Consider the following 22,177-nt stretch of genomic DNA (forward strand, 5'->3'; position numbering starts at 1 on the left):
ACGCGGGGCGGGTCCGTGGGCTGGTCCCTCATGTGCACGGTGTGGACGAGCCCCGCCTGATCCAGACGAGAGACCCCGGACCTCTCGTCCACACTCCGGCCCCGTCTCTTCACCCCGTGGAGACGGGGCCGAAACGTCCGTCTGCTGGACCGGCGGCAGCCCGGCCCCCTCGTCGTGGGAGGATCGGACACGGCGGGCCAGGGCCGCGCACCCGGTCGCGCCGTCGCAGTATCAGGCGCGAGCATGAGGAGCACCGTTGAGCAGGTTGCGCTGGCTGACCGCGGGGGAATCGCACGGCCCCGCACTGGTGGCGACGCTGGAGGGTCTTCCCGCCGGTGTCCCGGTCACCACGGAGATGGTGGCGGACGCGCTCGCCCGGCGACGGCTCGGTTACGGGCGCGGCGCGCGGATGAAGTTCGAGAAGGACGAGGTCACCTTCCTCGGCGGCGTCCGGCACGGCCTCACCATGGGCTCGCCCGTCGCCGTCATGGTGGGCAACACCGAGTGGCCCAAGTGGGAACAGGTCATGTCGGCCGACCCGGTCGACCCCGAGGTGCTGGCCGAGCAGGCCCGCAACGCTCCGCTGACCCGCCCCCGGCCCGGCCACGCCGACCTGGCCGGCATGCAGAAGTACGGCTTCGACGAGGCGCGGCCCGTCCTGGAGCGCGCCAGCGCCCGGGAGACCGCGGCCCGTGTGGCCCTCGGCGCCGTCGCCCGCTCCTACCTCAAGGAGACCGCGGGCATCGAGATCGTCTCCCACGTCGTCGAGCTGGCCGCGGCCAAGGCGCCCTACGGCGTCTACCCGAAGCCCTCCGACGTCGAGCGGCTCGACGCCGACCCGGTGCGCTGTCTGGACGCGGACGCGTCGAAGGCGATGGTCGCGGAGATCGACCAGGCCCACAAGGACGGCGACACCCTCGGCGGAGTCGTCGAGGTGCTCGCGTACGGCGTGCCGGTCGGACTCGGCTCGCATGTGCACTGGGACCGCAGACTCGACGCCCGTCTGGCCGCCGCGCTGATGGGTATCCAGGCCATCAAGGGTGTCGAGGTCGGCGACGGCTTCGACCTGGCCCGGGTTCCCGGCTCCAAGGCGCACGACGAGATCGTGGCCACCCCGGAGGGGATCAGGCGCACCTCCGGCCGCTCCGGCGGCACCGAGGGCGGACTCACCACCGGTGAGCTGCTCCGGGTCCGCGCCGCGATGAAGCCCATCGCGACCGTCCCCCGCGCGCTCGCCACGGTCGACGTCGTCACCGGCGAGGCGGCCAAGGCGCACCACCAGCGCTCCGATGTCTGCGCGGTACCCGCCGCCGGGATCGTCGCCGAGGCGATGGTCGCGCTGGTGCTGGCCGACGCGGTCGCGGAGAAGTTCGGCGGCGACAGTGTCCCCGAGACCCACCGCAACGTGCAGTCGTACCTCTCCCACCTCCAGATCCGGTGAGCGGCCCTCTGATCGTCCTGGTCGGCCCGATGGGCGTCGGCAAGTCGACGGTGGGCGAGCTGCTTGCCGAGCGGCTCGGCACCACCTACCGCGACACCGACGCGGATGTCGTGGCCACGGCCGGCAAGTCGATCCCGGACATCTTCTTCGACGAGGGCGAGGAGCGCTTCCGCGACCTGGAGCGCCAGGCCGTACGGGACTCGCTCGCCGGGCACCCGGGAGTCCTCGCGCTCGGCGGCGGTGCCGTGCTCGACGAGTCGACGCGTGCGCTGCTCGCCGGCCACAGGGTGGTCTATCTCTCCATGGGAGTGGACGAGGCAGTCAAGCGGGTCGGGCTGAACACGGCCCGCCCCCTGCTCGCCGTGAACCCGCGACGCCAGTGGCGCGAGCTCATGGAGGCCAGGCGCCGCCTGTACGAGGAAGTGGCCGGTGCGACCGTCGCGACCGACGAACGTACCCCCGAGGAGGTCGCCCAGGCGGTCCTCGACGCAACGGAACTGCCGGAGCGCGCGGTCCAGGCCGTTCAGCCCGGCCGGGAGAACACACGCATGAGCGAGCAGGCCACCACGCGCATCCGGATCGCCGGCACCGCGGGCACCGACCCGTACGAGGTGCTCGTCGGCCGACAGCTCCTCGGCGAGCTGCCGAACCTCATCGGTGACCGCGCCAAGAGGGTCGCCGTCCTGCACCCCGAGGCGCTCGCCGAGACCGGCGAGGCGGTCCGGGAGGACCTCGCCGCGCAGGGGTACGAGGCCATCGCGATCCAGCTGCCCAACGCGGAGGAGGCCAAGACCGTCGAGGTCGCCGCCTACTGCTGGAAGGCGCTCGGCCAGACCGGTTTCACCCGCACCGATGTCATCGTCGGTGTCGGCGGCGGCGCAACCACCGACGTCGCCGGGTTCGTCGCCGCGTCCTGGCTGCGCGGGGTGCGCTGGATCGCCGTACCGACGACCGTGCTCGCCATGGTCGACGCGGCGGTCGGGGGCAAGACCGGCATCAACACCGCCGAGGGCAAGAACCTCGTCGGTGCCTTCCACCCGCCGGCCGGGGTGCTCTGCGACCTCGCCGCGCTGGACTCGCTGCCGGTCAACGACTACGTCTCCGGAATGGCCGAGATCATCAAGGCCGGCTTCATCGCCGACCCGGTCATCCTCGACCTCGTCGAGGCGGACCCCCAGGGCGCCCGCACGCCCGCCGGGCCGCACACCGCGGAGCTCATCGAGCGCTCCATCCGGGTCAAGGCCGAGGTCGTCTCCAGCGACCTCAAGGAGTCCGGCCTGCGGGAGATCCTCAACTACGGGCACACTCTGGCCCACGCGATCGAGAAGAACGAGCGCTACAAGTGGCGCCACGGCGCGGCCGTCTCGGTCGGCATGGTCTTCGCCGCCGAGCTGGGCCGGCTCGCCGGACGCCTCGACGACGCGACCGCCGACCGGCACCGCGCCGTCCTGGAGTCCGTCGGACTGCCGCTCACCTACCGGGGTGATCAGTGGCCCAAGCTCCTGGAGAACATGAAGGTCGACAAGAAGTCCCGCGGCGACCTCCTGCGCTTTATCGTCCTGGACGGCATCGGCAAGCCCACCGTGCTGGAGGGCCCCGACCCGGCCGTCCTGCTCGCCGCCTACGGGGAGGTCTCCGCGTGACGACCCGCAGGGTCCTCGTGCTCAACGGCCCGAACCTCGGACGTCTCGGCTCCCGTGAGCCCGACGTCTACGGAGCGACGTCCTACGCCGGTCTCGTCGACACCTGCCGGACCCTCGGCAAGGAGCTCGGCTTCGACGTGGACGTCCGGGAGACCAACGACGAGGGCGAGCTGATCCGCTGGCTGCACGAGGCGGCGGACGGTTCGATTCCGGTCGTTCTCAACCCGGGTGCCTTCACGCACTATTCGTACGGAATGCGGGACGCGGCAGCGCAGCGCACCGCACCGCTGATCGAGGTGCACATCTCGAATCCGTACGCACGGGAGGAATTCCGCCACACCTCCGTGGTCGCCCCCGTGGCCACCGGCACCGTGGCAGGGTTCGGAATCGGCTCCTACCGGCTCGCCCTGCGGGCCCTGGCCGACGAACTGACGGACTGACACCGGGCACTTCGTACCTTCCCGGCCCGTTCACAGCGTGGCGGCCGGGGAAGGTACGGTTGCCGTCGACCAGCGCCAGTTGCCTGCACGAGACGGAGTGGCACCGGATGCAGCACGCAGTGGGGGCCCCGCTGCCGCCGCCCCAGGGTCCCGGGAACGGGCCGTGGACGCACCAGGCCCAGCACTCGAACCACCCCGGCAGGCCGACGCCGCCGCCCCTGCCTCCCATGGCGCCGGCGCCCGGGGCACCGGCGCCCCAGGCCCCCGTGCCCCAGCACGCCCCTGTGCCGCCCTCCCGGGAGACCACCGGGCACATCCAGCTGCCGCCGGGCGGCCCCGTGCCGCTGCCGGCGCCGCCCGCCGAGCCGGGGACGGGCGCGGCGACCCTCGCCGTGCTCCTGATCGGCCCCGCCGGGGCCGGCAAGACCACGGTCGCCAAACTCTGGGCGGGCCGCCGCCGGGTCCCCACCGCGCACGTCTCCCTGGACGACGTGCGCGAGTGGGTCTGCTCCGGCTTCGCCGACCCGCAGGCCGGATGGAACGACCACTCGGAGGCGCAGTACCGCCTGGCCCGGCGCACCTGTGGCTTCGCCGCACGCAACTTCCTGGCCAACGGCATCTCGTGCATCCTCGACGACGCCGTCTTCCCCGACCGGCCCGTCGTCGGCCTCGGAGGCTGGAAACGGCACGTCGGCCCCGGGCTGCTGCCCGTGGTGCTCCTGCCCGGCCTGGAGGTCGTCCTGGAGCGCAACGCGGCCCGCAGCGGGAACCGCAGGCTCTCCGACGAGGAAGTGGCCAGGATCCACGGCCGGATGGCCGGCTGGTACGGCTCGGGCCTGCCGATCATCGACAACAGCACCTACGACGTCGAGACGACCGCCCGGGTCCTCGACGACGTCCTGGCCCGCTCCATAGCCAGCCCGCCCGCCTGGTAGCGGTCGTGCCGTTCCCGGTCGGGTGCGCTGACCGGGCGGGCCGACGCCGTCGCTCGTAGGCTCGAAAACATGTCAGAGGTGTACGCCGTCCGACGCGGGCTGCTGCGTGACCGGTACGCCGCCGCCGGATCCGCGGCCGCCCTGGTCTCCCGCCCCGCCAACGTCCGCTATCTCGCGGGAGGGGCCCCGCCGGGCTCCGTGCTGCTGCTCGGCCCCGGCGCGGACGTCCTGCTCTGCCCCCGGGTGCCGTCCGGCGACACCTCCCACGGGCGGCCCGACGAGCGGCTGCGGCTGGAGGTGCTGCCCGACCCTGCGGGCGACCCCGTCGTCGCCGCGGCCGGACTGGCCCTCTCGCTGGACGCGGAGTCCCTCGCCGTCGAGGAGCACGACCTCACGGTCTCCCGGCACCGCGCCATGCTCTCCGTCGCCCCGCGTCTGCGGCTGGCCGACCTCGGCTCCACGGTGGAGCAGCTGAGGATCGTCAAGGACGAGGAGGAGATCGCCTGTCTGCGGATCGCCGCCGAGATCACCGACCAGGCGCTCGGAGAGCTCCTGGAATCGATCCTTGTGGGCCGCACCGAGCGTCACCTCGCCCTGGAGCTGGAACGCAGGCTGGTGGACCACGGCGCGGACGGCGCGGCCTTCCCCACCTCCGTCGGGACCGGCCCCCACTCGGGCCAGGGCCGCCACCGGCCCACGGACCGAAGGGTCGAGGAGGGGGATTTCCTCTCCGTGTGCCTCGGAGCGAACTACCGCGGATACCGCTGCGAGATCGGCCGGACGTTCGTCATCGGGACCAGCCCCGCGGACTGGCAGATCGAGCTCTACGACCTCGTTTTCGCCGCTCAGAGGGCCGGACGGGAGGCACTTCTCCCCGGCGCCGCCTACCGTGACGTGGACCGCGCCGCCCGCCATCTCCTGGACTCGGCGGGCCACTCGGACGCCCTCCAGGCCAGCACCGGGCACGGGGTCGGGCTCGAAATCGACGAGGACCCGCAGTTGGCACCGACAGCCATGGGTAAACTGGACGCTTGTGTGCCGGTCACCGTCGAACCGGGGGTCCACCTCCCGGGCCGGGGCGGTGTCCGGATCGATGACACGCTCGTCGTGCGCCCCGAGGCGGACGGCGGACCCGAGCTACTCACCATTACGACCAAGGAGCTGCTCGCGCTCTAGCGCGCGTTCGTTGGTTGTCCACCAGCTTTCAGTCCAGGAGATTCCGCAACCGTGGCTTCCACGAACGACCTCAAGAACGGCCTGGTGCTCAAGCTCGACGGAGGCCAGCTCTGGTCCGTCGTCGAGTTCCAGCACGTCAAGCCCGGCAAGGGCCCCGCCTTCGTGCGCACCAAGCTCAAGAACGTGCTCTCCGGCAAGGTCGTCGACAAGACGTTCAACGCCGGTGTGAAGGTCGAAACGGCCACCATCGACCGCCGGGACATGCAGTTCTCGTACATGGACGGCGAGTACTTCGTCTTCATGGACATGGACACGTACGACCAGCTCATGGTCGACCGCAAGGCCGTCGGCGACGCCGCCAACTTCCTGATCGAGGGCTTCACCGCCTCCGTCGCCCAGCACGAGGGCGAGGTGCTGTACGTCGAGCTGCCCGCCGCGGTCGAGCTGACCATCCAGCACACCGACCCGGGCGTCCAGGGCGACCGCTCCACCGGTGGCACCAAGCCCGCCACCCTGGAGACCGGCTACGAGATCGGTGTCCCGCTCTTCATCACCACCGGCGAGAAGATCAAGGTCGACACCCGCTCGGGCGACTACCTCGGCCGGGTGAACAGCTAACCGTGGCTGCCCGGAACAAGGCCCGCAAGCGCGCCTTCCAGATCCTTTTCGAGGCTGACCAGCGCGGTGAGTCCGTGCAGACGGTCCTCGCGGACTGGGTACGGCTCTCGCGGACCGACGACCGTCAGCCGCCGGTCGGTGAATTCACGATGGAGCTGGTCGAGGGGTACGCACAGTACGCGGACCGGATCGACGACCTCATCGTCACCTACGCCGTGGACTGGGAGATCGACCGCATGCCGGTCGTCGACCGGAGCATCCTGCGGCTCGGCGCGTACGAGCTGATCTGGATGGACTCCACCCCGGACGCCGTGGTGATCGACGAGGCGGTCCAGCTCGCCAAGGAGTTCTCCACGGACGACTCCCCGGCCTTCGTGAACGGCCTGCTGGCCAGGTTCAAGGACCTCAAGCCGAACCTCCGCCGGGAGCAGTGACCCCGGCGGCGTAGAGCCGAACGATGGGCCCACGGTCGACCGACCGTGGGCCCATCGGCGTACCGGAGAGGCGTACCGGAAGGGCTGCGGCGGAGTGGGCCGTGGCGGGCCGCCCGGGCCCGCACGAGGGCCCCGGGCGCCCCGCAGGCACCGTCCGGGTGCTGGTGCAGGCACGGCCGGGGCATCGGCTCGGGCGGCGTCGCCCGGCACGCGCACAAAGCCGGGCCGGCGGAGTCTCCAGGACTCCGCCGGCCCGGCGGTACGTTCGTCGGTAAGGGCTGGTCAGCCCTCTTCGTGGGCGACAGCGCGGCGCGCGTCGGCGTCCAGCACGCCCCAGCTGATCAGCTGCTCCGTGAGCACGGACGGCGACTGGTCGTAGATCACGGCAAGGGTGCGCAGGTCGTCCTGGCGGATCGAGAGCACCTTGCCGTTGTAGTCGCCGCGCTGGCTCTGGATCGTCGCGGCGTAACGCTGCAGCGGTCCGGCCTTCTCCGGCGGCACGTGGGCGAGGCGCTCCAGGTCGAGGACGAGCTTCGGCGGCGGCTCGGCGGCACCGCCGGGGGTCGTGCCGGGCAGGAGCTCCTGCACCGGAACGCCGTAGAAGTCGGCCAGCTCGGCAAGGCGCTGCACGGTCACGGCGCGGTCGCCGCGCTCGTAGGAACCGACCACGACGGCCTTCCAGCGGCCCTGCGACTTCTCCTCCACGCCGTGGAGGGAGAGGCCCTGCTGGGTGCGGATGGCGCGGAGCTTGGCCCCGAGCTGCTTTGCGTATTCGCTGGACATAAGGCTCCCCGGACGCTGGAACATTCTGCGGCTGGGCCGCGTGGCTGGTAACTCACTGTGAGGTTACGCAGCGTTACTTGGCTGCGTCAAGCCGAAAGGTCCGGACTGCCACCTCCCGGGGGCGGGGCCTGGGCTCCACACAAGCCCTGGTAACGTGGATGACGCAATTTCGACGTCCTTTAACGTCCGTCCAGTGAGGCGGAGAAGGAGGTCCGTTTCTTATGGACGCACAGCATGACCACACCGGCAATGCGGCACGCCCCGTTCTCGAGGCTCCCGACATCGCCCGGGTACTGACCCGAATCGCCCACGAGATCGTCGAACGCGCCAAGGGCGCCGACGACGTGGTGCTTCTCGGCATCCCGACGCGCGGGGTCTTCCTCGCCGGCCGGCTCGCCGCGAAGCTCGAAGAGATCACCGGCCGGAAGACGCCGGTCGGGTCGCTCGACATCACGATGTACCGCGACGACCTGCGGATGCGCCCCGCGCGCGCCCTGGGACGCACCGAGATCCCCGGTGAGGGCATCGAGGACCGTCTGGTCGTCCTCGTCGACGACGTGCTCTTCTCCGGCCGCACGATCCGCGCCGCGCTCGACGCGCTCGGCGACATCGGCAGGCCCCGTGCCGTACAGCTCGCGGTCCTGGTCGACCGCGGCCACCGCGAACTCCCGATCCGTGCCGACTACGTCGGCAAGAACCTCCCCACGTCGCTGAGGGAGACGGTCAGGGTCCAGCTCGCCGAGGAGGACGGCCGCGACGCCGTGCTGCTCGGCGTCAAGCAGACCGTCCCGGCAGGCGAGCAGTAGCAGCGTCCCGTTCCGTGCGCCCCACCGGTCGCACGGCCGCTTCCGCACGCCCGCCTGCCTGAATCCTCCACCCTTCACGGAGATCCCAGATGCTGCGCCCTCCCGGGGGAAACCCCCGGACCCCCCGTCACCTGATCTCGGCCGCCGACCTCACCCGCGACGACGCCGTCCTGATCCTCGACACCGCCGAGGAGATGGCACGGGTCGCGGACCGGCCGATCAAGAAGCTCCCCACACTGCGTGGACGCACGGTCGTCAACCTGTTCTTCGAGGACTCGACGCGGACCCGGATCTCGTTCGAGGCGGCCGCCAAGCGCCTCTCCGCCGACGTCATCAACTTCTCGGCGAAGGGCTCCTCCGTCTCCAAGGGCGAGTCGCTCAAGGACACCGCGCTGACCCTGGAGGCGATGGGTGCCGACGCCGTCGTCATCCGGCACGGCGCCTCCGGAGCCCCCTACCGCCTCGCGACGTCCGGCTGGATCGACAGCGCCGTCGTCAACGCGGGTGACGGCACGCACGAGCACCCCACCCAGGCCCTGCTGGACGCCTTCACCATCCGCCGCAGGCTGGTCGGGCACGACGCCGGAATCGGCCGTGACCTCGAAGGCCGCCGGATCACGATCGTCGGCGACGTCCTGCACAGCCGGGTCGCCCGCTCCAACGTCCACCTGCTGCACACGCTCGGCGCACACGTCACCCTGGTGGCCCCGCCCACCCTCGTGCCCGTCGGCGTCGAGCAGTGGCCCTGCGACGTCAGCTACCGCCTCGACGACGTGCTGCCGAAGTCGGACGCGGTGATGATGCTGCGTGTGCAGCGTGAGCGGATGAACGCCGCGTACTTCCCGACCGAGCGCGAGTACTCCCGCCGCTACGGCCTGGACGGCGAGCGCATGGCCCGGATGCCGGAGCACGCCATCGTGATGCACCCCGGCCCGATGGTCCGCGGCATGGAGATCACCGCCGAGGTCGCGGACTCCGACCGCTGCACCGCCGTCGAGCAGGTCGCGAACGGCGTCTCCACCCGCATGGCCGTCCTGTACCTGCTGCTCGGCGGCTCCGAGACCGCCCTGCCCTCCGCCTCCGCCCGTACCGAGGAGAACAAGTAACCATGAGCAAGATCCTGATCCGCGGTGCGAAGGTCCTCGGCGGCGAGCCGCAGGACGTCCTCATCGACGGCGAGACCATCGCCGAGACCGGTACCGGAATCGAGGCCGGCGACGCCACCGTGATCGAGGCGGCGGGCCAGATCCTGCTGCCCGGCCTCGTCGACCTGCACACCCATCTGCGCGAGCCCGGCCGCGAGGACTCCGAGACCGTCCTCACCGGCACCAAGGCCGCGGCCGTCGGCGGCTTCACCGCCGTCCACGCCATGGCCAACACCTTCCCCGTCGCCGACACCGCGGGCGTCGTCGAGCAGGTCTGGCGGCTCGGCAAGGAGTCCGGCTACTGCGACGTGCAGCCCGTCGGCGCCGTCACCGTCGGCCTGGAAGGCAAGCAGCTCGCCGAGCTCGGAGCCATGCACGACTCCGCCGCCGGGGTGAAGGTCTTCTCCGACGACGGCAAGTGCGTCGACGACGCCGTCATCATGCGCCGCGCCCTGGAGTACGTGAAGGCCTTCGACGGAGTCGTCGCCCAGCACGCCCAGGAGCCCCGCCTCACCGAGGGCGCCCAGATGAACGAGGGCGTCGTCTCGGCCGAGCTCGGCCTCGGCGGCTGGCCCGCCGTCGCCGAGGAGTCGATCATCGCCCGCGACGTGCTCCTCGCCGCCCACGTCGGCTCCCGGGTGCACATCTGCCACCTCTCGACCGCAGGCTCCGTCGAGATCGTCCGCTGGGCCAAGTCCAAGGGCTGGAACGTCACCGCCGAGGTCACCCCGCACCACCTGCTGCTCACCGACGAGCTCGTCCGGTCCTACAACCCGGTCTACAAGGTGAACCCGCCGCTGCGCACCGAGGCCGACGTCATGGCCCTGCGCGAGGCGCTCGCGGACGGCACCATCGACTGCGTGGCCACCGACCACGCCCCGCACCCGCACGAGGACAAGGACTGCGAGTGGGCCGCCGCCGCCATGGGCATGGTGGGCCTGGAGACCGCGCTCTCCGTGGTCCAGCAGACCATGGTGGACACCGGGCTCATCGACTGGGCGGGCGTCGCCGACCGCATGTCGTTCCGTCCCGCGGCCATCGGCAGGCTCGAAGGACACGGCCGGCCCGTCTCGGCGGGTGAGCCCGCCAACCTCACTCTGGTCGATCCGGCATACCGTGGAGCAGTGGACCCCGCGGGCTTCGCCTCCCGCAGCCGCAACACTCCCTACGAGGGTCGCGAGCTGCCCGGCCGAGTGACCCACACCTTCCTGCGGGGCCGTGCCACGGTCGTCGACGGGAAGCTCGCGTGACAACACTCAACCCCCTGTACCAGCTGGCCGCCGAGCAGAAGTCGGCCGAAGTGACGGACTGGTCCGCCCGCATCAGCTGGGTCCTCGGCCTGGCCGTGTTCATCGCGTTCGTCTACTGGCTGATGCGCCAGGGATGGAAGTGGCGGGGCCGCCTGCAGTCGGGCCTCCCCGAGCTCGCGACCACACCCGAGGGCTTCGCCGACGGTGAGACCCTGCTCACCCTGACCGGCCGCTACCACGCGTCGACGACGGCCGGGCAGTGGCTCGACCGGATCGTGGCGCACGGCCTCGGCACCCGCAGCAGGGTCGAGCTGACCCTCACGGAGCAGGGCCTGGACGTCGTACGCCCCGGAGCGGCGGACTTCTTCGTACCGGCCGACGCGCTCCGCGAGGCCCGGCTCGACAAGGCGCTCGCGGGCAAGGTCCTGCCCGAGGGCGGCCTCCTGGTCATCACCTGGGCGCACGGCGACCAGCTGATCGACTCCGGGTTCCGCTCCGACCACGCGGCCGAGCACCAGGCCTGGGTCGACGCCGTCGGCCACCTCACCGGCTCAGCCGGCAAGAACCTCACCAGCACAACGGAAGGCACCGCACGATGACGATCTCCACCCGGGGAGCAGCGCAAGCTCCCGCCGTACTCGTCCTGGAGGACGGCCGCTCCTTCCGCGGCCGCGCCTACGGGGCCGTGGGGGAGACCTTCGGCGAGGCGGTGTTCTCCACCGGCATGACCGGCTACCAGGAGACGCTGACCGACCCCTCGTACCACCGCCAGGTCGTCGTCATGACCGCCCCGCACGTCGGCAACACCGGCGTGAACGACGAGGACCCCGAGTCGAAGCGCATCTGGGTCTCCGGCTACGTCGTGCGCGACCCCGCCCGCGTGCCCTCCAACTGGCGCTCCCGCCGCTCGCTCGACGAGGAGCTCGCGAGCCAGGGAGTCGTCGGCATCAGCGGCGTCGACACCCGCGCGCTCACCCGCCATCTGCGCGAGCGCGGCGCCATGCGCGTCGGCATCTTCTCCGGCAACGCGATCCAGGACGAGGGCATACTGCTCGCCAAGGTGCGCCAGGCCCCCGAGATGAGCGGCGCCGACCTCGCCGCCGAGGTCGCCACCAAGGAGGCGTACGTCGTCCCCGCCGTCGGCACCAAGAAGTTCACCGTCGCGGCGATCGACCTCGGCATCAAGGGCATGACCCCGCACCGCATGGCCGAGCGCGGCATCGAGGTGCACGTCCTGCCCGCCACCGCCACCCTCGACGAGGTCTACGCGGTCCAGCCCGACGGAGTCTTCTTCTCCAACGGCCCCGGCGACCCGTCCACCGCCGACCACCCCGTCTCCGTCATGCGCGGTGTCCTGGAGCGCAAGACCCCGCTCTTCGGCATCTGCTTCGGCAACCAGATCCTCGGCCGCTCGCTCGGCTTCGGCACCTACAAGCTGAAGTACGGCCACCGGGGCATCAACCAGCCCGTGCAGGACCGCACGACCGGCAAGGTCGAGGTCACCGCGCACAACCACGGATTCGCCGTCGACGCCCCGCTGGACAAGGTCTCCGACACGGAGTTCGGCCGCGCCGAGGTGTCCCACGTATGCCTGAACGACCAGGTCGTCGAAGGGCTCCAGCTGCTCGACCAGCCGGCCTTCAGCGTCCAGTACCACCCCGAAGCAGCCGCGGGCCCGCACGACGCCGCGTACCTCTTCGACCGTTTCGTCACCCTGATGGAGGGCCAGCGTGCCTAAGCGCTCCGATATCCAGTCCGTCCTGGTCATCGGCTCCGGTCCGATCGTCATCGGGCAGGCCGCCGAGTTCGACTACTCCGGCACCCAGGCCTGTCGCGTCCTCAAGGCCGAGGGCCTGCGCGTCATCCTGGTGAACTCCAACCCGGCGACGATCATGACCGACCCGGAGATCGCCGACGCCACGTACGTCGAGCCGATCACCCCCGAGTTCGTCGAGAAGATCATCGCCAAGGAGCGCCCCGACGCGCTGCTCCCGACCCTGGGCGGCCAGACCGCGCTCAACACCGCGATCTCCATGCACGAGAACGGTGTCCTGGAGAAGTACGGCGTCGAGCTCATCGGCGCCAACGTCGAGGCCATCAACAAGGGCGAGGACCGCGACCTCTTCAAGGGCGTCGTCGAGGCCGTCAAGGCGAAGATCGGTTACGGCGAGTCCGCCCGCTCCGTCATCTGCCACACCATGGACGACGTCATCGCGGGCGTCGACACGCTCGGCGGCTACCCCGTCGTCGTCCGCCCCTCCTTCACCATGGGCGGCGCCGGCTCCGGCTTCGCCCACGACGAGGAGGAGCTGCGCCGCATCGCGGGACAGGGCCTCACTCTCTCGCCGACCACCGAGGTGCTCCTGGAGGAGTCCATCCTCGGCTGGAAGGAGTACGAGCTGGAGCTGATGCGCGACAAGAACGACAACGTCGTCGTCGTGTGCTCCATCGAGAACTTCGACCCGATGGGCGTCCACACGGGCGACTCCATCACGGTCGCCCCGGCGATGACGCTCACCGACCGTGAGTACCAGCGGCTGCGCGACATCGGCATCGCGATCATCCGCGAGGTCGGCGTCGACACCGGCGGCTGCAACATCCAGTTCGCCATCGACCCCACCGACGGCCGGGTCATCGTCATCGAGATGAACCCGCGCGTCTCCCGCTCCTCGGCGCTCGCCTCCAAGGCCACCGGCTTCCCGATCGCCAAGATCGCCGCCAAGCTGGCCGTCGGCTACACGCTGGACGAGATCCCCAACGACATCACCGAGAAGACGCCGGCCTCCTTCGAGCCGACCCTCGACTACGTCGTCGTCAAGGCCCCGCGCTTCGCCTTCGAGAAGTTCCCGTCCGCCGACTCCACCCTCACCACCACCATGAAGTCGGTGGGCGAGGCCATGGCCATCGGACGCAACTTCACCGAGGCGCTCCAGAAGGCGCTGCGCTCCCTGGAGAAGAAGGGCTCGCAGTTCGCCTTCACCGGTGAGCCCGGCGACAAGGCCGAACTGCTCGCCGAGGCGGTCCGCCCCACCGACGGCCGCATCAACACCGTGATGCAGGCGATCCGCGCGGGCGCCACCCAGGAGGAGGTCTTCGACGCCACGAAGATCGACCCCTGGTTCGTCGACCAGCTCTTCCTGATCAAGGAGATCGCCGACGAGCTGGCCTCCGCCGAGCGCCTCGACACCGAGCTGCTCGCCGAGGCCAAGCGGCACGGCTTCTCCGACGCCCAGATCGGCGAGATCCGCGGCCTGCGCGAGGACGTCGTGCGCGAGGTCCGGCACGCGCTCGGCATCCGACCGGTCTACAAGACGGTCGACACCTGCGCCGCCGAGTTCGCCGCGAAGACGCCGTACTTCTACTCCTCCTACGACGAGGAGAGCGAGGTCGCGCCGCGCACCAAGCCCGCGGTGATCATCCTCGGCTCCGGCCCGAACCGCATCGGCCAGGGCATCGAGTTCGACTACTCCTGTGTGCACGCCTCCTTCGCCCTGAGCGACGCGGGCTACGAGACCGTGATGGTCAACTGCAACCCGGAGACCGTCTCCACGGACTACGACACCTCCGACCGGCTGTACTTCGAGCCGCTCACGCTGGAGGACGTCCTGGAGATCGTGCACGCGGAGTCGCTCGCGGGCCCGATCGCCGGTGTCATCGTCCAGCTCGGCGGACAGACGCCGCTCGGCCTCTCGCAGGCACTCAAGGACAACGGCGTGCCGGTCGTGGGCACCTCCCCGGAGGCCATCCACGCCGCCGAGGACCGCGGCGCCTTCGGCCGGGTGCTCGCCGAGGCCGGACTGCCGGCCCCGAAGCACGGCACCGCCACCACCTTCTCCGAGGCCAAGGCCATCGCCGACGAGATCGGCTACCCCGTCCTCGTACGCCCCTCGTACGTGCTCGGCGGCCGTGGCATGGAGATCGTCTACGACGAGACCCGCCTCTCCTCCTACATCGCCGAGTCCACCGAGATCAGCCCCACCCGGCCGGTCCTGGTCGACCGCTTCCTCGACGACGCGATCGAGATCGACGTCGACGCGCTCTACGACGGCACCGAGCTCTACCTCGGCGGCGTCATGGAGCACATCGAGGAGGCCGGCATCCACTCCGGCGACTCCGCCTGCGCGCTGCCCCCGATCACCCTCGGCGGCTACGACATCAAGCGGCTGCGCGCCTCCACCGAGGGCATCGCCAAGGGCGTCGGCGTACGCGGACTGATCAACATCCAGTTCGCGCTGTCCGGCGACATCCTCTACGTCCTCGAAGCCAACCCGCGCGCCTCGCGGACCGTCCCCTTCACCTCGAAGGCGACCGCGGTCCCGCTCGCGAAGGCCGCCGCCCGCATCTCGCTCGGCGCCACCATCGCCGAGCTGCGCGAGGAGGGCCTGCTGCCGAAGACCGGCGACGGCGGCACCCTGCCGCTGGACGCGCCGATCTCCGTCAAGGAGGCCGTCATGCCGTGGTCGCGCTTCCGCGACATCCAGGGCCGCGGCGTCGACACGGTCCTCGGCCCGGAGATGCGCTCCACCGGTGAGGTCATGGGCATCGACTCCGTCTTCGGCACGGCCTACGCCAAGTCGCAGGCCGGTGCCTACGGACCGCTGCCCACCAAGGGCCGTGCCTTCATCTCGGTCGCCAACCGCGACAAGCGCACGATGATCTTCCCGGCCCGCGAGCTGGTCGCCCACGGCTTCGAGCTGATGGCCACCTCCGGCACCGCCGAGGTCCTCAAGCGCAACGGCATCAACGCCACGGTCGTGCGCAAGCTCTCCGAGGGCGAGGGCCCGGAGGGCGAGAGGACCATCGTCCAGCTGATCCACGACGGCGAGGTCGACCTCATCGTCAACACGCCGTACGGGACGGGCGGCCGGCTCGACGGCTACGAGATCCGCACCGCGGCCGTCGCCCGGTCCGTGCCGTGCCTCACCACGGTCCAGGCGCTCGCCGCCGCCGTCCAGGGCATCGACGCGCTCAACCACGGTGGCGTCGGCGTACGTTCCCTCCAGGAACACGCGGAACATCTGATCGCGGCCCGCGACTAGCGGTCAGGACGCCCAGGGGGACACCGGAAACGGTGTCCCCCTCTTCATGAGGACACCGTCATGTACAAACTCTTCTTCCAGCTGGTCTTCAAGCGGATGGACCCGGAGCAGGCCCACCACCTGGCCTTCCGCTGGATCCGTCTCGCCGCCCGCGTCCCCGTGCTCCGCACGTTCGTCGCCGCCGCGCTCGCCCCCCGCCACGAGGAACTGCGCACCGAGGCACTCGGCCTGCGGATGCACGGCCCCTTCGGGCTCGCGGCCGGGTTCGACAAGAACGCCGTCGCGATCGACGGCATGTCGATGCTCGGTTTCGACCACATCGAGATCGGCACCGTCACCGGCGAGCCCCAGCCCGGCAACCCGAAGAAGCGGCTGTTCCGCCTCGTCCCGGACCGGGCGCTCATCAACCGCATGGGCTTCAACAACGAGGGCTCCGCGGCCGTGGCCGAGCGCCTCGCCGCCCGCACCCCGGTCTTCCGCACGACCGTCGGCGTCAACATCGGCAAGACCAAGGTGGTCCCCGAGGACGAGGCCGTGGGCGACTACGTGAAGTCCACCGAGCGGCTCGCCGCCCACGCCGACTACCTCGTCGTGAACGTCTCCTCGCCGAACACCCCCGGCCTGCGCAACCTCCAGGCCACCGAGGCGCTCCGCCCGCTGCTCAGCGCCGTGCGCGAGGCCGCCGACCGCACCGTCACCGGGCGGCGGGTCCCGCTGCTCGTCAAGATCGCCCCGGACCTCGCCGACGAGGACGTCGACGCGGTCGCCGACCTCGCCGTCGAGCTCGGTCTCGACGGCATCATCGCCACCAACACCACCATCGCCCGCGACGGCCTCGGCCTGAGGTCCGACGCTTCCCTGGTCCAGGAGACCGGCGGGCTCTCCGGCGCACCCCTCAAGGAACGCTCCCTGGAGGTCCTGAGCCGCCTGTACGCGCGTGTGGGCACCCGGATCACCCTGGTGGGTGTCGGAGGCATCGAGAACGCCGAGGACGCCTGGCAGCGCATCCTCGCCGGTGCCACGCTCGTCCAGGGCTACAGCGCCTTCATCTACGAGGGCCCGTTCTACGCCCGCGCGATCCACAAGGGCCTGGCCGCCCGGCTGGCCGCATCCCCGTACGCCACCCTCGCCGAAGCCGTCGGCGCCGAGACACGGAAGGCCGTGCAGTGACCCCCGAACCCTTCGGCGCGCGCCTGCGCCACGCCATGGACACCCGCGGACCGCTCTGCGTGGGCATCGATCCGCACGCCTCCCTGCTCACCTCCTGGGGCCTGAACGACGACATCGCGGGCCTGGAGCGCTTCACGCGCACGGTCGTCGAGGCACTGGCCGACCGGGTCGCGGTGCTGAAGCCGCAGTCGGCCTTCTTCGAGCGCTTCGGTTCGCGCGGCATCGCCGTGCTGGAGAAGGCCGTCGAGGAGGCCCGTGCGGCCGGGGCGCTGGTGCTCATGGACGCCAAGCGCGGGGACATCGGCTCCACGATGGGCGCCTACGCCGCGACCTACCTCGACAAGGACTCCCCGCTCTTCTCCGACGCGGTCACCGTCTCGCCCTACCTCGGCTTCGGCTCGCTGCGTCCGGCGCTCGACGCCGCGGCGGTCTCCGGCGCCGGCGTCTTCGTGCTCGCCCTCACCTCCAACCCGGAGGGCGCCGAGGTCCAGCGCGCCACCGCCGCCGACGGACGCTCGCTGGCGCAGGTGATGCTCGACCACATGGCCGTCGAGAACGCGGGCGCGACGCCGCTCGGCTCCGTCGGCGCGGTCGTCGGCGCCACGCTCGGCGACGCGGGCGTCGATCTGGCCGTCAACGGCCCGCTGCTCGCTCCCGGCATCGGCGCCCAGGGCGCCACCCCCGCGGATCTTCCCCGCGTGTTCGGCGCCGCGGTGGGCAATGTGGTGCCGAGCGTGAGCCGGGGCGTGCTGCGCCATGGTCCGGACGCGTCAGGGCTGCGCGAAGCCGCCGGACGGTTCGCGGACGAGGTCCGTACGGCCGTCTCGGAAAGCTGACCATGCCACGTAACAGCCTGTTGACGGAATCCTGACCAGAATTCCGGGTTGTTATGGCTGAAATGTCCGGGTCGGCCAAGGCTGACCAGGACTTTTCGTCTGTTCTCGCTGACTCAGGCGGCCATGGCCGCTAGTCTCCGTCGAGAGCCAACGAGTACAGGTTGTTTCGTTGCTCACCAGGTGTGGAGCCATCAGGTCCCACACCGGTCCGTATCCGACAGATCGACATCCGAGGTGACGTAGGCGTGGCTCTTCCGCCCCTTACCCCTGAACAGCGCGCAGCCGCGCTCGAAAAGGCCGCCGCGGCTCGCCGGGAGCGGGCCGAGGTCAAGAATCGACTCAAGCACTCCGGCGCCTCCCTCCATGAGGTCATCAAGCAGGGCCAGGAGAACGACGTCATCGGCAAGATGAAGGTCTCCGCCCTCCTGGAGTCCCTGCCGGGCGTGGGCAAGGTCCGCGCCAAGCAGATCATGGAGCGGCTCGGCATCTCCGAGAGCCGCCGGGTCCGGGGTCTTGGCTCCAACCAGATCGCATCCCTGGAGCGTGAGTTCGGCGGCAGCGCCGCCTGACGTTCTCAGGCACCCCTGAGAACCTGGATAATCGCCCCATGGCTGCAACATCCCGGGGGACGTCCCCCGTACCCCCGGACGTACGTCCGCGGCTGACCGTGCTCTCCGGCCCTTCAGGGGTCGGCAAGAGCACGGTCGTCGCTCATATGCGCAAGGTCCACCCCGAGGTCTGGCTCTCGGTGTCCGCGACGACCCGTAAGCCCCGCCCCGGCGAGCGCAACGGGGTCCACTACTTCTTCGTGGACAACGAGGAGTTCGACAAGCTGATCGCCAACGGCGAGCTGCTGGAGTGGGCCGAATTCGCGGGCAACCGCTACGGCACACCCCGCCGTGCCGTGCTCGACCGCCTGGAGTCGGGCGAGCCGGTGCTGCTGGAGATCGACCTGCAGGGCGCCCGGCTGGTCCGCCAGTCGATGCCCGAGGCGCAGCTCGTCTTCCTCGCGCCGCCCAGCTGGGACGAGCTGGTGCGCCGGCTCACCGGCCGGGGCACGGAGGAGGCCGACGTGATCGAGCGCCGGCTCGCGGCCGCCAAGGTCGAGCTGGCCGCCGAGGCGGAGTTCGACACGACCCTCGTCAACACCTCCGTCGAGGACGTGGCACGCGAGCTGCTAACGTTGATGCTGCAGGCTTCCGGCCTCCGCGGCATCGACGACTGACCTCACTGGTCCCTCGCCGCTGCACGGACGCAGAGCATCACCACTGCGGAACCAGCATGATCAAAGATCTCTTTGATCTCTATCCCCTTCGGAAGGCAGAGAGTGTCCTCTTCCATCACCACGCCCGAGGGCATCATCAACCCGCCGATTGATGAGCTCCTCGAGGCCACCGACTCGAAGTACAGCCTCGTGATCTACGCCGCCAAGCGCGCGCGCCAGATCAACGCGTACTACTCGCAGCTCGGTGAAGGCCTCCTCGAGTACGTCGGTCCGCTCGTCGACACCCACGTGCACGAGAAGCCGCTCTCGATCGCGCTCCGCGAGATCAACGCGGGCCTGCTGACCTCCGAGGCCATCGAAGGCCCCGCGCAGTAATCAGGCGGTACGCAGGAAACGCACCTTCACCACAGGCCCGGCGGCCGTTGCCGCCGGGCCTGTGGTGTGTCCGCAGCGGGCCCGCCGCGGGGCCGCGGGCGCGGTGAGGCAGCATGGAGTACGTACGTCATGAGGCCGCACGGGAGTGCGCGGAGACACGAGTGCGGGGAGACGCAGTGGAGAAGCCGAAGGTCGTCCTGGGGGTCAGCGGGGGCATCGCCGCCTACAAGGCGTGCGAGCTGCTGCGCAGGCTGACCGAGTCCGGCCACGACGTACGGGTCGTGCCGACCGACGCGTCGCTGAACTTCGTCGGGGCGGCGACCTGGTCCGCCCTCTCCGGGAACCCCGTCTCGACCGAGGTCTGGGAGAGCGTCCACGAGGTGCCGCACGTCAGGATCGGCCAGGCCGCCGACCTCGTCGTCGTCGCCCCCGCGACCGCGGACATGCTGGCCAAGGCCGCCCACGGCCTGGCCGACGACCTCCTCACGAACACCCTGCTCACCGCGCGCTGTCCGGTCGTCTTCGCGCCCGCGATGCACACCGAGATGTGGGAGCACCCCGCCACCCAGGAGAACGTCGCCACCCTGCGCCGCCGGGGCGCCGTCGTCATCGAGCCGGCCGTCGGCAGGCTCACCGGTGTGGACACGGGCAAGGGCCGGCTGCCCGACCCGGGAGAGATCTTCGAGGTCTGCCGCGCCGTCCTGACGCGCGGTCCCGGCACGCCCGACCTCGCGGGCCGCCATGTGGTGATCAGCGCGGGCGGCACCCGTGAACCCCTCGACCCCGTCCGCTACCTGGGCAACCGCTCCTCGGGCAAGCAGGGTTACGCCCTCGCCCGCACGGCCGTCGCCCGGGGCGCCCGGGTGACGCTGGTCGAGGCCAACACGGGGCTCGCCGACCCGGCGGGCGCCGACGTGGTGCGCGTGGGAACCGCCGTGCAGCTGCGCGAGGCCGTGCTGAAGGCCGCGGCCGACGCCGATGTGGTGGTCATGGCGGCGGCGGTCGCCGACTTCCGCCCCGCCGTCTACGCCACGGGCAAGATCAAGAAGAAGGACGGCCAGGAGCCGGCCGCCGTCGAGCTCGTCCGCAACCCCGACATCCTCGCGGAGGTCGCCGCGGAACGCGCCCGGCCCGGACAGATCGTCGTCGGCTTCGCCGCCGAGACCGACGACGTGCTGGCCAACGGACGCGAGAAGCTCCGCCGCAAGGGCTGCGATCTCCTCGTCGTCAACGAGGTGGGGGAGCGCAAGACCTTCGGATCGGAGGAGAACGAGGCGGTCGTGCTCGCCGCCGACGGAGGCGAGCGGGCGGTTCCGTACGGTCCCAAGGAGGCGCTCGCCGACACGGTGTGGGACCTCGTGGCGGCACGTTTCGGCCAGATCACATAGGCCGGCGCCGATGGGAGGAATCTCACGATAATCGGCCATATTGTGCACCCGAAAGGATGGATTTTCATACCGCCGTCAACAGTGCCGCAGGTCACAGACCTCCCAAGGGGCGAGACGCGTGGCCCATTCACCGGGAGCGACCGATAAACTGGTCGACGGAATGTGCCGGGCGCAGCTCCCGGAGGTCCATCAATGATCAGCCAGCAGCCGCTGCAACCCCAGGGAGCGATGTGTCCCGCCGTCTCTTCACCTCGGAGTCCGTCACCGAGGGCCACCCCGACAAGATCGCTGACCAGATCAGCGACACGATTCTCGACGCGCTCCTGCGCGAGGACCCTTCCTCGCGCGTCGCCGTCGAGACCCTGATCACCACTGGTCTGGTGCATGTCGCGGGTGAGGTCACGACCAAGGCCTACGCCGACATCCCCAACCTTGTGCGCAACAAGGTCCTGGAGATCGGCTACGACTCCTCCAAGAAGGGCTTCGACGGAGCCTCCTGCGGCGTTTCCGTGTCCATCGGGGCGCAGTCCCCGGACATCGCCCAGGGTGTCGACACCGCTTACGAGAAGCGCGTCGAGGGTGCCTCCCGGAGGGAAGAGGAGGACGAGCTCGACAAGCAGGGCGCCGGCGACCAGGGGCTGATGTTCGGCTACGCCTGCGACGAGACGCCCGAGCTGATGCCGCTCCCGATCTACCTGGCGCACCGGCTCTCGCGCCGGCTGTCCGAGGTCCGCAAGAACGGGACCATCCCGTACCTGCGCCCCGACGGCAAGACCCAGGTCACCATCGAGTACGACGGCGACAAGGCCGTCCGCCTCGACACGGTCGTCGTCTCCTCGCAGCACGCCTCTGACATCGACCTCGACTCGCTGCTCGCGCCCGACATCCGCGAGTTCGTCGTGGAGCACGTCCTCGCGCAGCTGATCGAGGACGGCATCAAGCTGGACACCGAGGGTTACCGCCTCCTGGTGAACCCGACCGGCCGCTTCGAGATCGGCGGCCCGATGGGCGACGCCGGCCTCACCGGCCGCAAGATCATCATCGACACGTACGGCGGCATGGCCCGCCACGGCGGCGGCGCCTTCTCCGGCAAGGACCCCTCCAAGGTCGACCGCTCGGCCGCCTACGCCATGCGCTGGGTCGCCAAGAACGTCGTCGCGGCCGGCCTGGCCACCCGCTGCGAGGTCCAGGTCGCCTACGCGATCGGCAAGGCCGAGCCGGTGGGCCTGTTCGTCGAGACCTTCGGCACCGCCGCGGTCGACACGGAGAAGATCGAGCACGCGATCGGCGAGGTCTTCGACCTCCGCCCGGCCGCGATCATCCGTGACCTCGACCTGCTCCGCCCGATCTACGCCCAGACCGCGGCGTACGGGCACTTCGGCCGCGAGCTCCCCGACTTCACCTGGGAGCGCACCGACCGCGTGGACGCGCTGCGCGCGGCAGCGGGGCTCTAGGCACCGCCGCCCGTTCCGT

21 protein-coding genes are annotated in these 22,177 nt (G+C 70.7%); 20 read left to right on the forward strand and 1 reads right to left on the reverse strand.

What is annotated here, in order from left to right:
• The first annotated feature begins 256 nt into the window (after positions 1 to 256).
• From aroC to nusB, 7 genes are all read left to right on the forward strand, one after another.
• On the forward strand, positions 257 to 1,441 hold the full coding sequence (aroC, locus tag ACWCQM_RS39655; RefSeq protein ID WP_267076809.1) for a chorismate synthase: 1,185 nt from the start codon (positions 257 to 259) through the stop codon (positions 1,439 to 1,441).
• Positions 1,438 to 3,084 carry a 3-dehydroquinate synthase gene (gene aroB / locus ACWCQM_RS39660; RefSeq protein ID WP_450919932.1) on the forward strand — a complete coding sequence of 549 codons (1,647 nt, stop codon included), beginning with the start codon at positions 1,438 to 1,440 and terminating at the stop codon, positions 3,082 to 3,084. The genes aroC and aroB overlap by 4 nt, the downstream gene beginning before the upstream one ends.
• Positions 3,081 to 3,524 (forward strand): type II 3-dehydroquinate dehydratase, encoded by a 444-nt coding sequence (aroQ, locus tag ACWCQM_RS39665; RefSeq protein WP_124279745.1) that lies wholly within the window; start codon positions 3,081 to 3,083, stop codon positions 3,522 to 3,524. The genes aroB and aroQ overlap by 4 nt, the downstream gene beginning before the upstream one ends.
• Before the next feature lie 107 nt (positions 3,525 to 3,631).
• A complete protein-coding gene (locus ACWCQM_RS39670; protein WP_073751712.1) occupies positions 3,632 to 4,459 on the forward strand; it encodes a Pro-rich N-terminal domain-containing protein in 828 nt (275 codons plus the stop codon).
• Between the two features lie 69 nt (positions 4,460 to 4,528).
• Positions 4,529 to 5,635 carry a M24 family metallopeptidase gene (locus ACWCQM_RS39675; protein ID WP_450919933.1) on the forward strand — a complete coding sequence of 369 codons (1,107 nt, stop codon included), beginning with the start codon at positions 4,529 to 4,531 and terminating at the stop codon, positions 5,633 to 5,635.
• A 51-nt stretch (positions 5,636 to 5,686) separates the two neighbouring features.
• On the forward strand, positions 5,687 to 6,253 hold the full coding sequence (gene efp, locus ACWCQM_RS39680) for an elongation factor P (protein WP_311313502.1): 567 nt from the start codon (positions 5,687 to 5,689) through the stop codon (positions 6,251 to 6,253).
• A 2-nt stretch (positions 6,254 to 6,255) separates the two neighbouring features.
• The gene (gene nusB, locus ACWCQM_RS39685) at positions 6,256 to 6,687 is read left to right on the forward strand and encodes a transcription antitermination factor NusB (RefSeq protein WP_031097763.1); all 432 of its coding nucleotides are present in this window, start codon (positions 6,256 to 6,258) and stop codon (positions 6,685 to 6,687) included.
• 282 nt (positions 6,688 to 6,969) lie between these two features.
• On the opposite strand, the gene bldD is transcribed toward nusB, so the two are convergent.
• Positions 6,970 to 7,470 (reverse strand): transcriptional regulator BldD, encoded by a 501-nt coding sequence (gene bldD / locus ACWCQM_RS39690; RefSeq protein ID WP_014044812.1) that lies wholly within the window; start codon positions 7,468 to 7,470, stop codon positions 6,970 to 6,972.
• A 221-nt stretch (positions 7,471 to 7,691) separates the two neighbouring features.
• Here bldD and pyrR point away from each other — a divergent pair, with 221 nt between their 5' ends.
• The 13 genes from pyrR to metK all read left to right on the forward strand — a co-directional run bounded on the left by pyrR (position 7,692) and on the right by metK (position 22,158).
• The gene (gene pyrR / locus ACWCQM_RS39695; protein WP_073751721.1) at positions 7,692 to 8,276 is read left to right on the forward strand and encodes a bifunctional pyr operon transcriptional regulator/uracil phosphoribosyltransferase PyrR; all 585 of its coding nucleotides are present in this window, start codon (positions 7,692 to 7,694) and stop codon (positions 8,274 to 8,276) included.
• Positions 8,277 to 8,365: 89 nt separating this feature from the next.
• Complete coding sequence (locus ACWCQM_RS39700) at positions 8,366 to 9,382, forward strand: aspartate carbamoyltransferase catalytic subunit (protein WP_073751724.1); 1,017 nt, start codon at positions 8,366 to 8,368, stop codon at positions 9,380 to 9,382.
• A gap of 2 nt (positions 9,383 to 9,384) precedes the next feature.
• Positions 9,385 to 10,671: a dihydroorotase gene (locus tag ACWCQM_RS39705; RefSeq protein WP_450919934.1), complete on the forward strand. Its 1,287-nt coding sequence runs from the start codon at positions 9,385 to 9,387 to the stop codon at positions 10,669 to 10,671.
• Positions 10,668 to 11,270 (forward strand): PH-like domain-containing protein, encoded by a 603-nt coding sequence (locus ACWCQM_RS39710; protein WP_450919935.1) that lies wholly within the window; start codon positions 10,668 to 10,670, stop codon positions 11,268 to 11,270. The genes ACWCQM_RS39705 and ACWCQM_RS39710 overlap by 4 nt, the downstream gene beginning before the upstream one ends.
• Complete coding sequence (gene carA, locus ACWCQM_RS39715) at positions 11,267 to 12,409, forward strand: glutamine-hydrolyzing carbamoyl-phosphate synthase small subunit (protein WP_450919936.1); 1,143 nt, start codon at positions 11,267 to 11,269, stop codon at positions 12,407 to 12,409. The genes ACWCQM_RS39710 and carA overlap by 4 nt, the downstream gene beginning before the upstream one ends.
• A complete protein-coding gene (carB, locus tag ACWCQM_RS39720; protein ID WP_450919937.1) occupies positions 12,402 to 15,710 on the forward strand; it encodes a carbamoyl-phosphate synthase large subunit in 3,309 nt (1,102 codons plus the stop codon). Before carA ends, carB begins: the two co-directional genes overlap by 8 nt.
• A 60-nt stretch (positions 15,711 to 15,770) precedes the next feature.
• Complete coding sequence (locus ACWCQM_RS39725; protein ID WP_450919938.1) at positions 15,771 to 16,880, forward strand: quinone-dependent dihydroorotate dehydrogenase; 1,110 nt, start codon at positions 15,771 to 15,773, stop codon at positions 16,878 to 16,880.
• The gene (pyrF, locus tag ACWCQM_RS39730; protein ID WP_450919939.1) at positions 16,877 to 17,716 is read left to right on the forward strand and encodes an orotidine-5'-phosphate decarboxylase; all 840 of its coding nucleotides are present in this window, start codon (positions 16,877 to 16,879) and stop codon (positions 17,714 to 17,716) included. Before ACWCQM_RS39725 ends, pyrF begins: the two co-directional genes overlap by 4 nt.
• Before the next feature lie 245 nt (positions 17,717 to 17,961).
• Entirely contained in the window at positions 17,962 to 18,285 is a 324-nt protein-coding gene (locus ACWCQM_RS39735; protein ID WP_014157387.1) for an integration host factor, read from the forward strand.
• Between the two features lie 38 nt (positions 18,286 to 18,323).
• On the forward strand, positions 18,324 to 18,941 hold the full coding sequence (gene gmk, locus ACWCQM_RS39740; protein ID WP_450919940.1) for a guanylate kinase: 618 nt from the start codon (positions 18,324 to 18,326) through the stop codon (positions 18,939 to 18,941).
• A 102-nt stretch (positions 18,942 to 19,043) separates the two neighbouring features.
• Positions 19,044 to 19,316, forward strand: coding sequence for a DNA-directed RNA polymerase subunit omega (gene rpoZ / locus ACWCQM_RS39745; RefSeq protein ID WP_003970369.1), 273 nt, complete (start codon positions 19,044 to 19,046; stop codon positions 19,314 to 19,316).
• Between the two features lie 176 nt (positions 19,317 to 19,492).
• Positions 19,493 to 20,704, forward strand: a complete 1,212-nt coding sequence (gene coaBC / locus ACWCQM_RS39750) for a bifunctional phosphopantothenoylcysteine decarboxylase/phosphopantothenate--cysteine ligase CoaBC (RefSeq protein ID WP_450919941.1) — start codon at positions 19,493 to 19,495, stop codon at positions 20,702 to 20,704.
• 230 nt (positions 20,705 to 20,934) lie between these two features.
• Positions 20,935 to 22,158 (forward strand): methionine adenosyltransferase, encoded by a 1,224-nt coding sequence (gene metK, locus ACWCQM_RS39755; protein ID WP_450919942.1) that lies wholly within the window; start codon positions 20,935 to 20,937, stop codon positions 22,156 to 22,158.
• Positions 22,159 to 22,177 lie beyond the last annotated feature (19 nt).

The organism is Streptomyces sp. NPDC002125 (genome assembly GCF_053593715.1).

Excerpts from the sequence above, each read along its gene's own strand:
- ACWCQM_RS39670 (WP_073751712.1), top strand. The coding sequence starts at position 3,632 with ATGCAGCACGCAGTGGGGGCCCCGCTGCCGCCGCCCCAGGGTCCCGGG.
- ACWCQM_RS39675 (WP_450919933.1), top strand. The coding sequence starts at position 4,529 with ATGTCAGAGGTGTACGCCGTCCGACGCGGGCTGCTGCGTGACCGGTAC.
- bldD (WP_014044812.1), bottom strand. The coding sequence starts at position 7,470 with ATGTCCAGCGAATACGCAAAGCAGCTCGGGGCCAAGCTCCGCGCCATC.
- pyrR (WP_073751721.1), top strand. The coding sequence starts at position 7,692 with ATGGACGCACAGCATGACCACACCGGCAATGCGGCACGCCCCGTTCTC.
- ACWCQM_RS39700 (WP_073751724.1), top strand. The coding sequence starts at position 8,366 with ATGCTGCGCCCTCCCGGGGGAAACCCCCGGACCCCCCGTCACCTGATC.
- ACWCQM_RS39705 (WP_450919934.1), top strand. The coding sequence starts at position 9,385 with ATGAGCAAGATCCTGATCCGCGGTGCGAAGGTCCTCGGCGGCGAGCCG.
- carA (WP_450919936.1), top strand. The coding sequence starts at position 11,267 with ATGACGATCTCCACCCGGGGAGCAGCGCAAGCTCCCGCCGTACTCGTC.
- ACWCQM_RS39725 (WP_450919938.1), top strand. The coding sequence starts at position 15,771 with ATGTACAAACTCTTCTTCCAGCTGGTCTTCAAGCGGATGGACCCGGAG.
- gmk (WP_450919940.1), top strand. The coding sequence starts at position 18,324 with ATGGCTGCAACATCCCGGGGGACGTCCCCCGTACCCCCGGACGTACGT.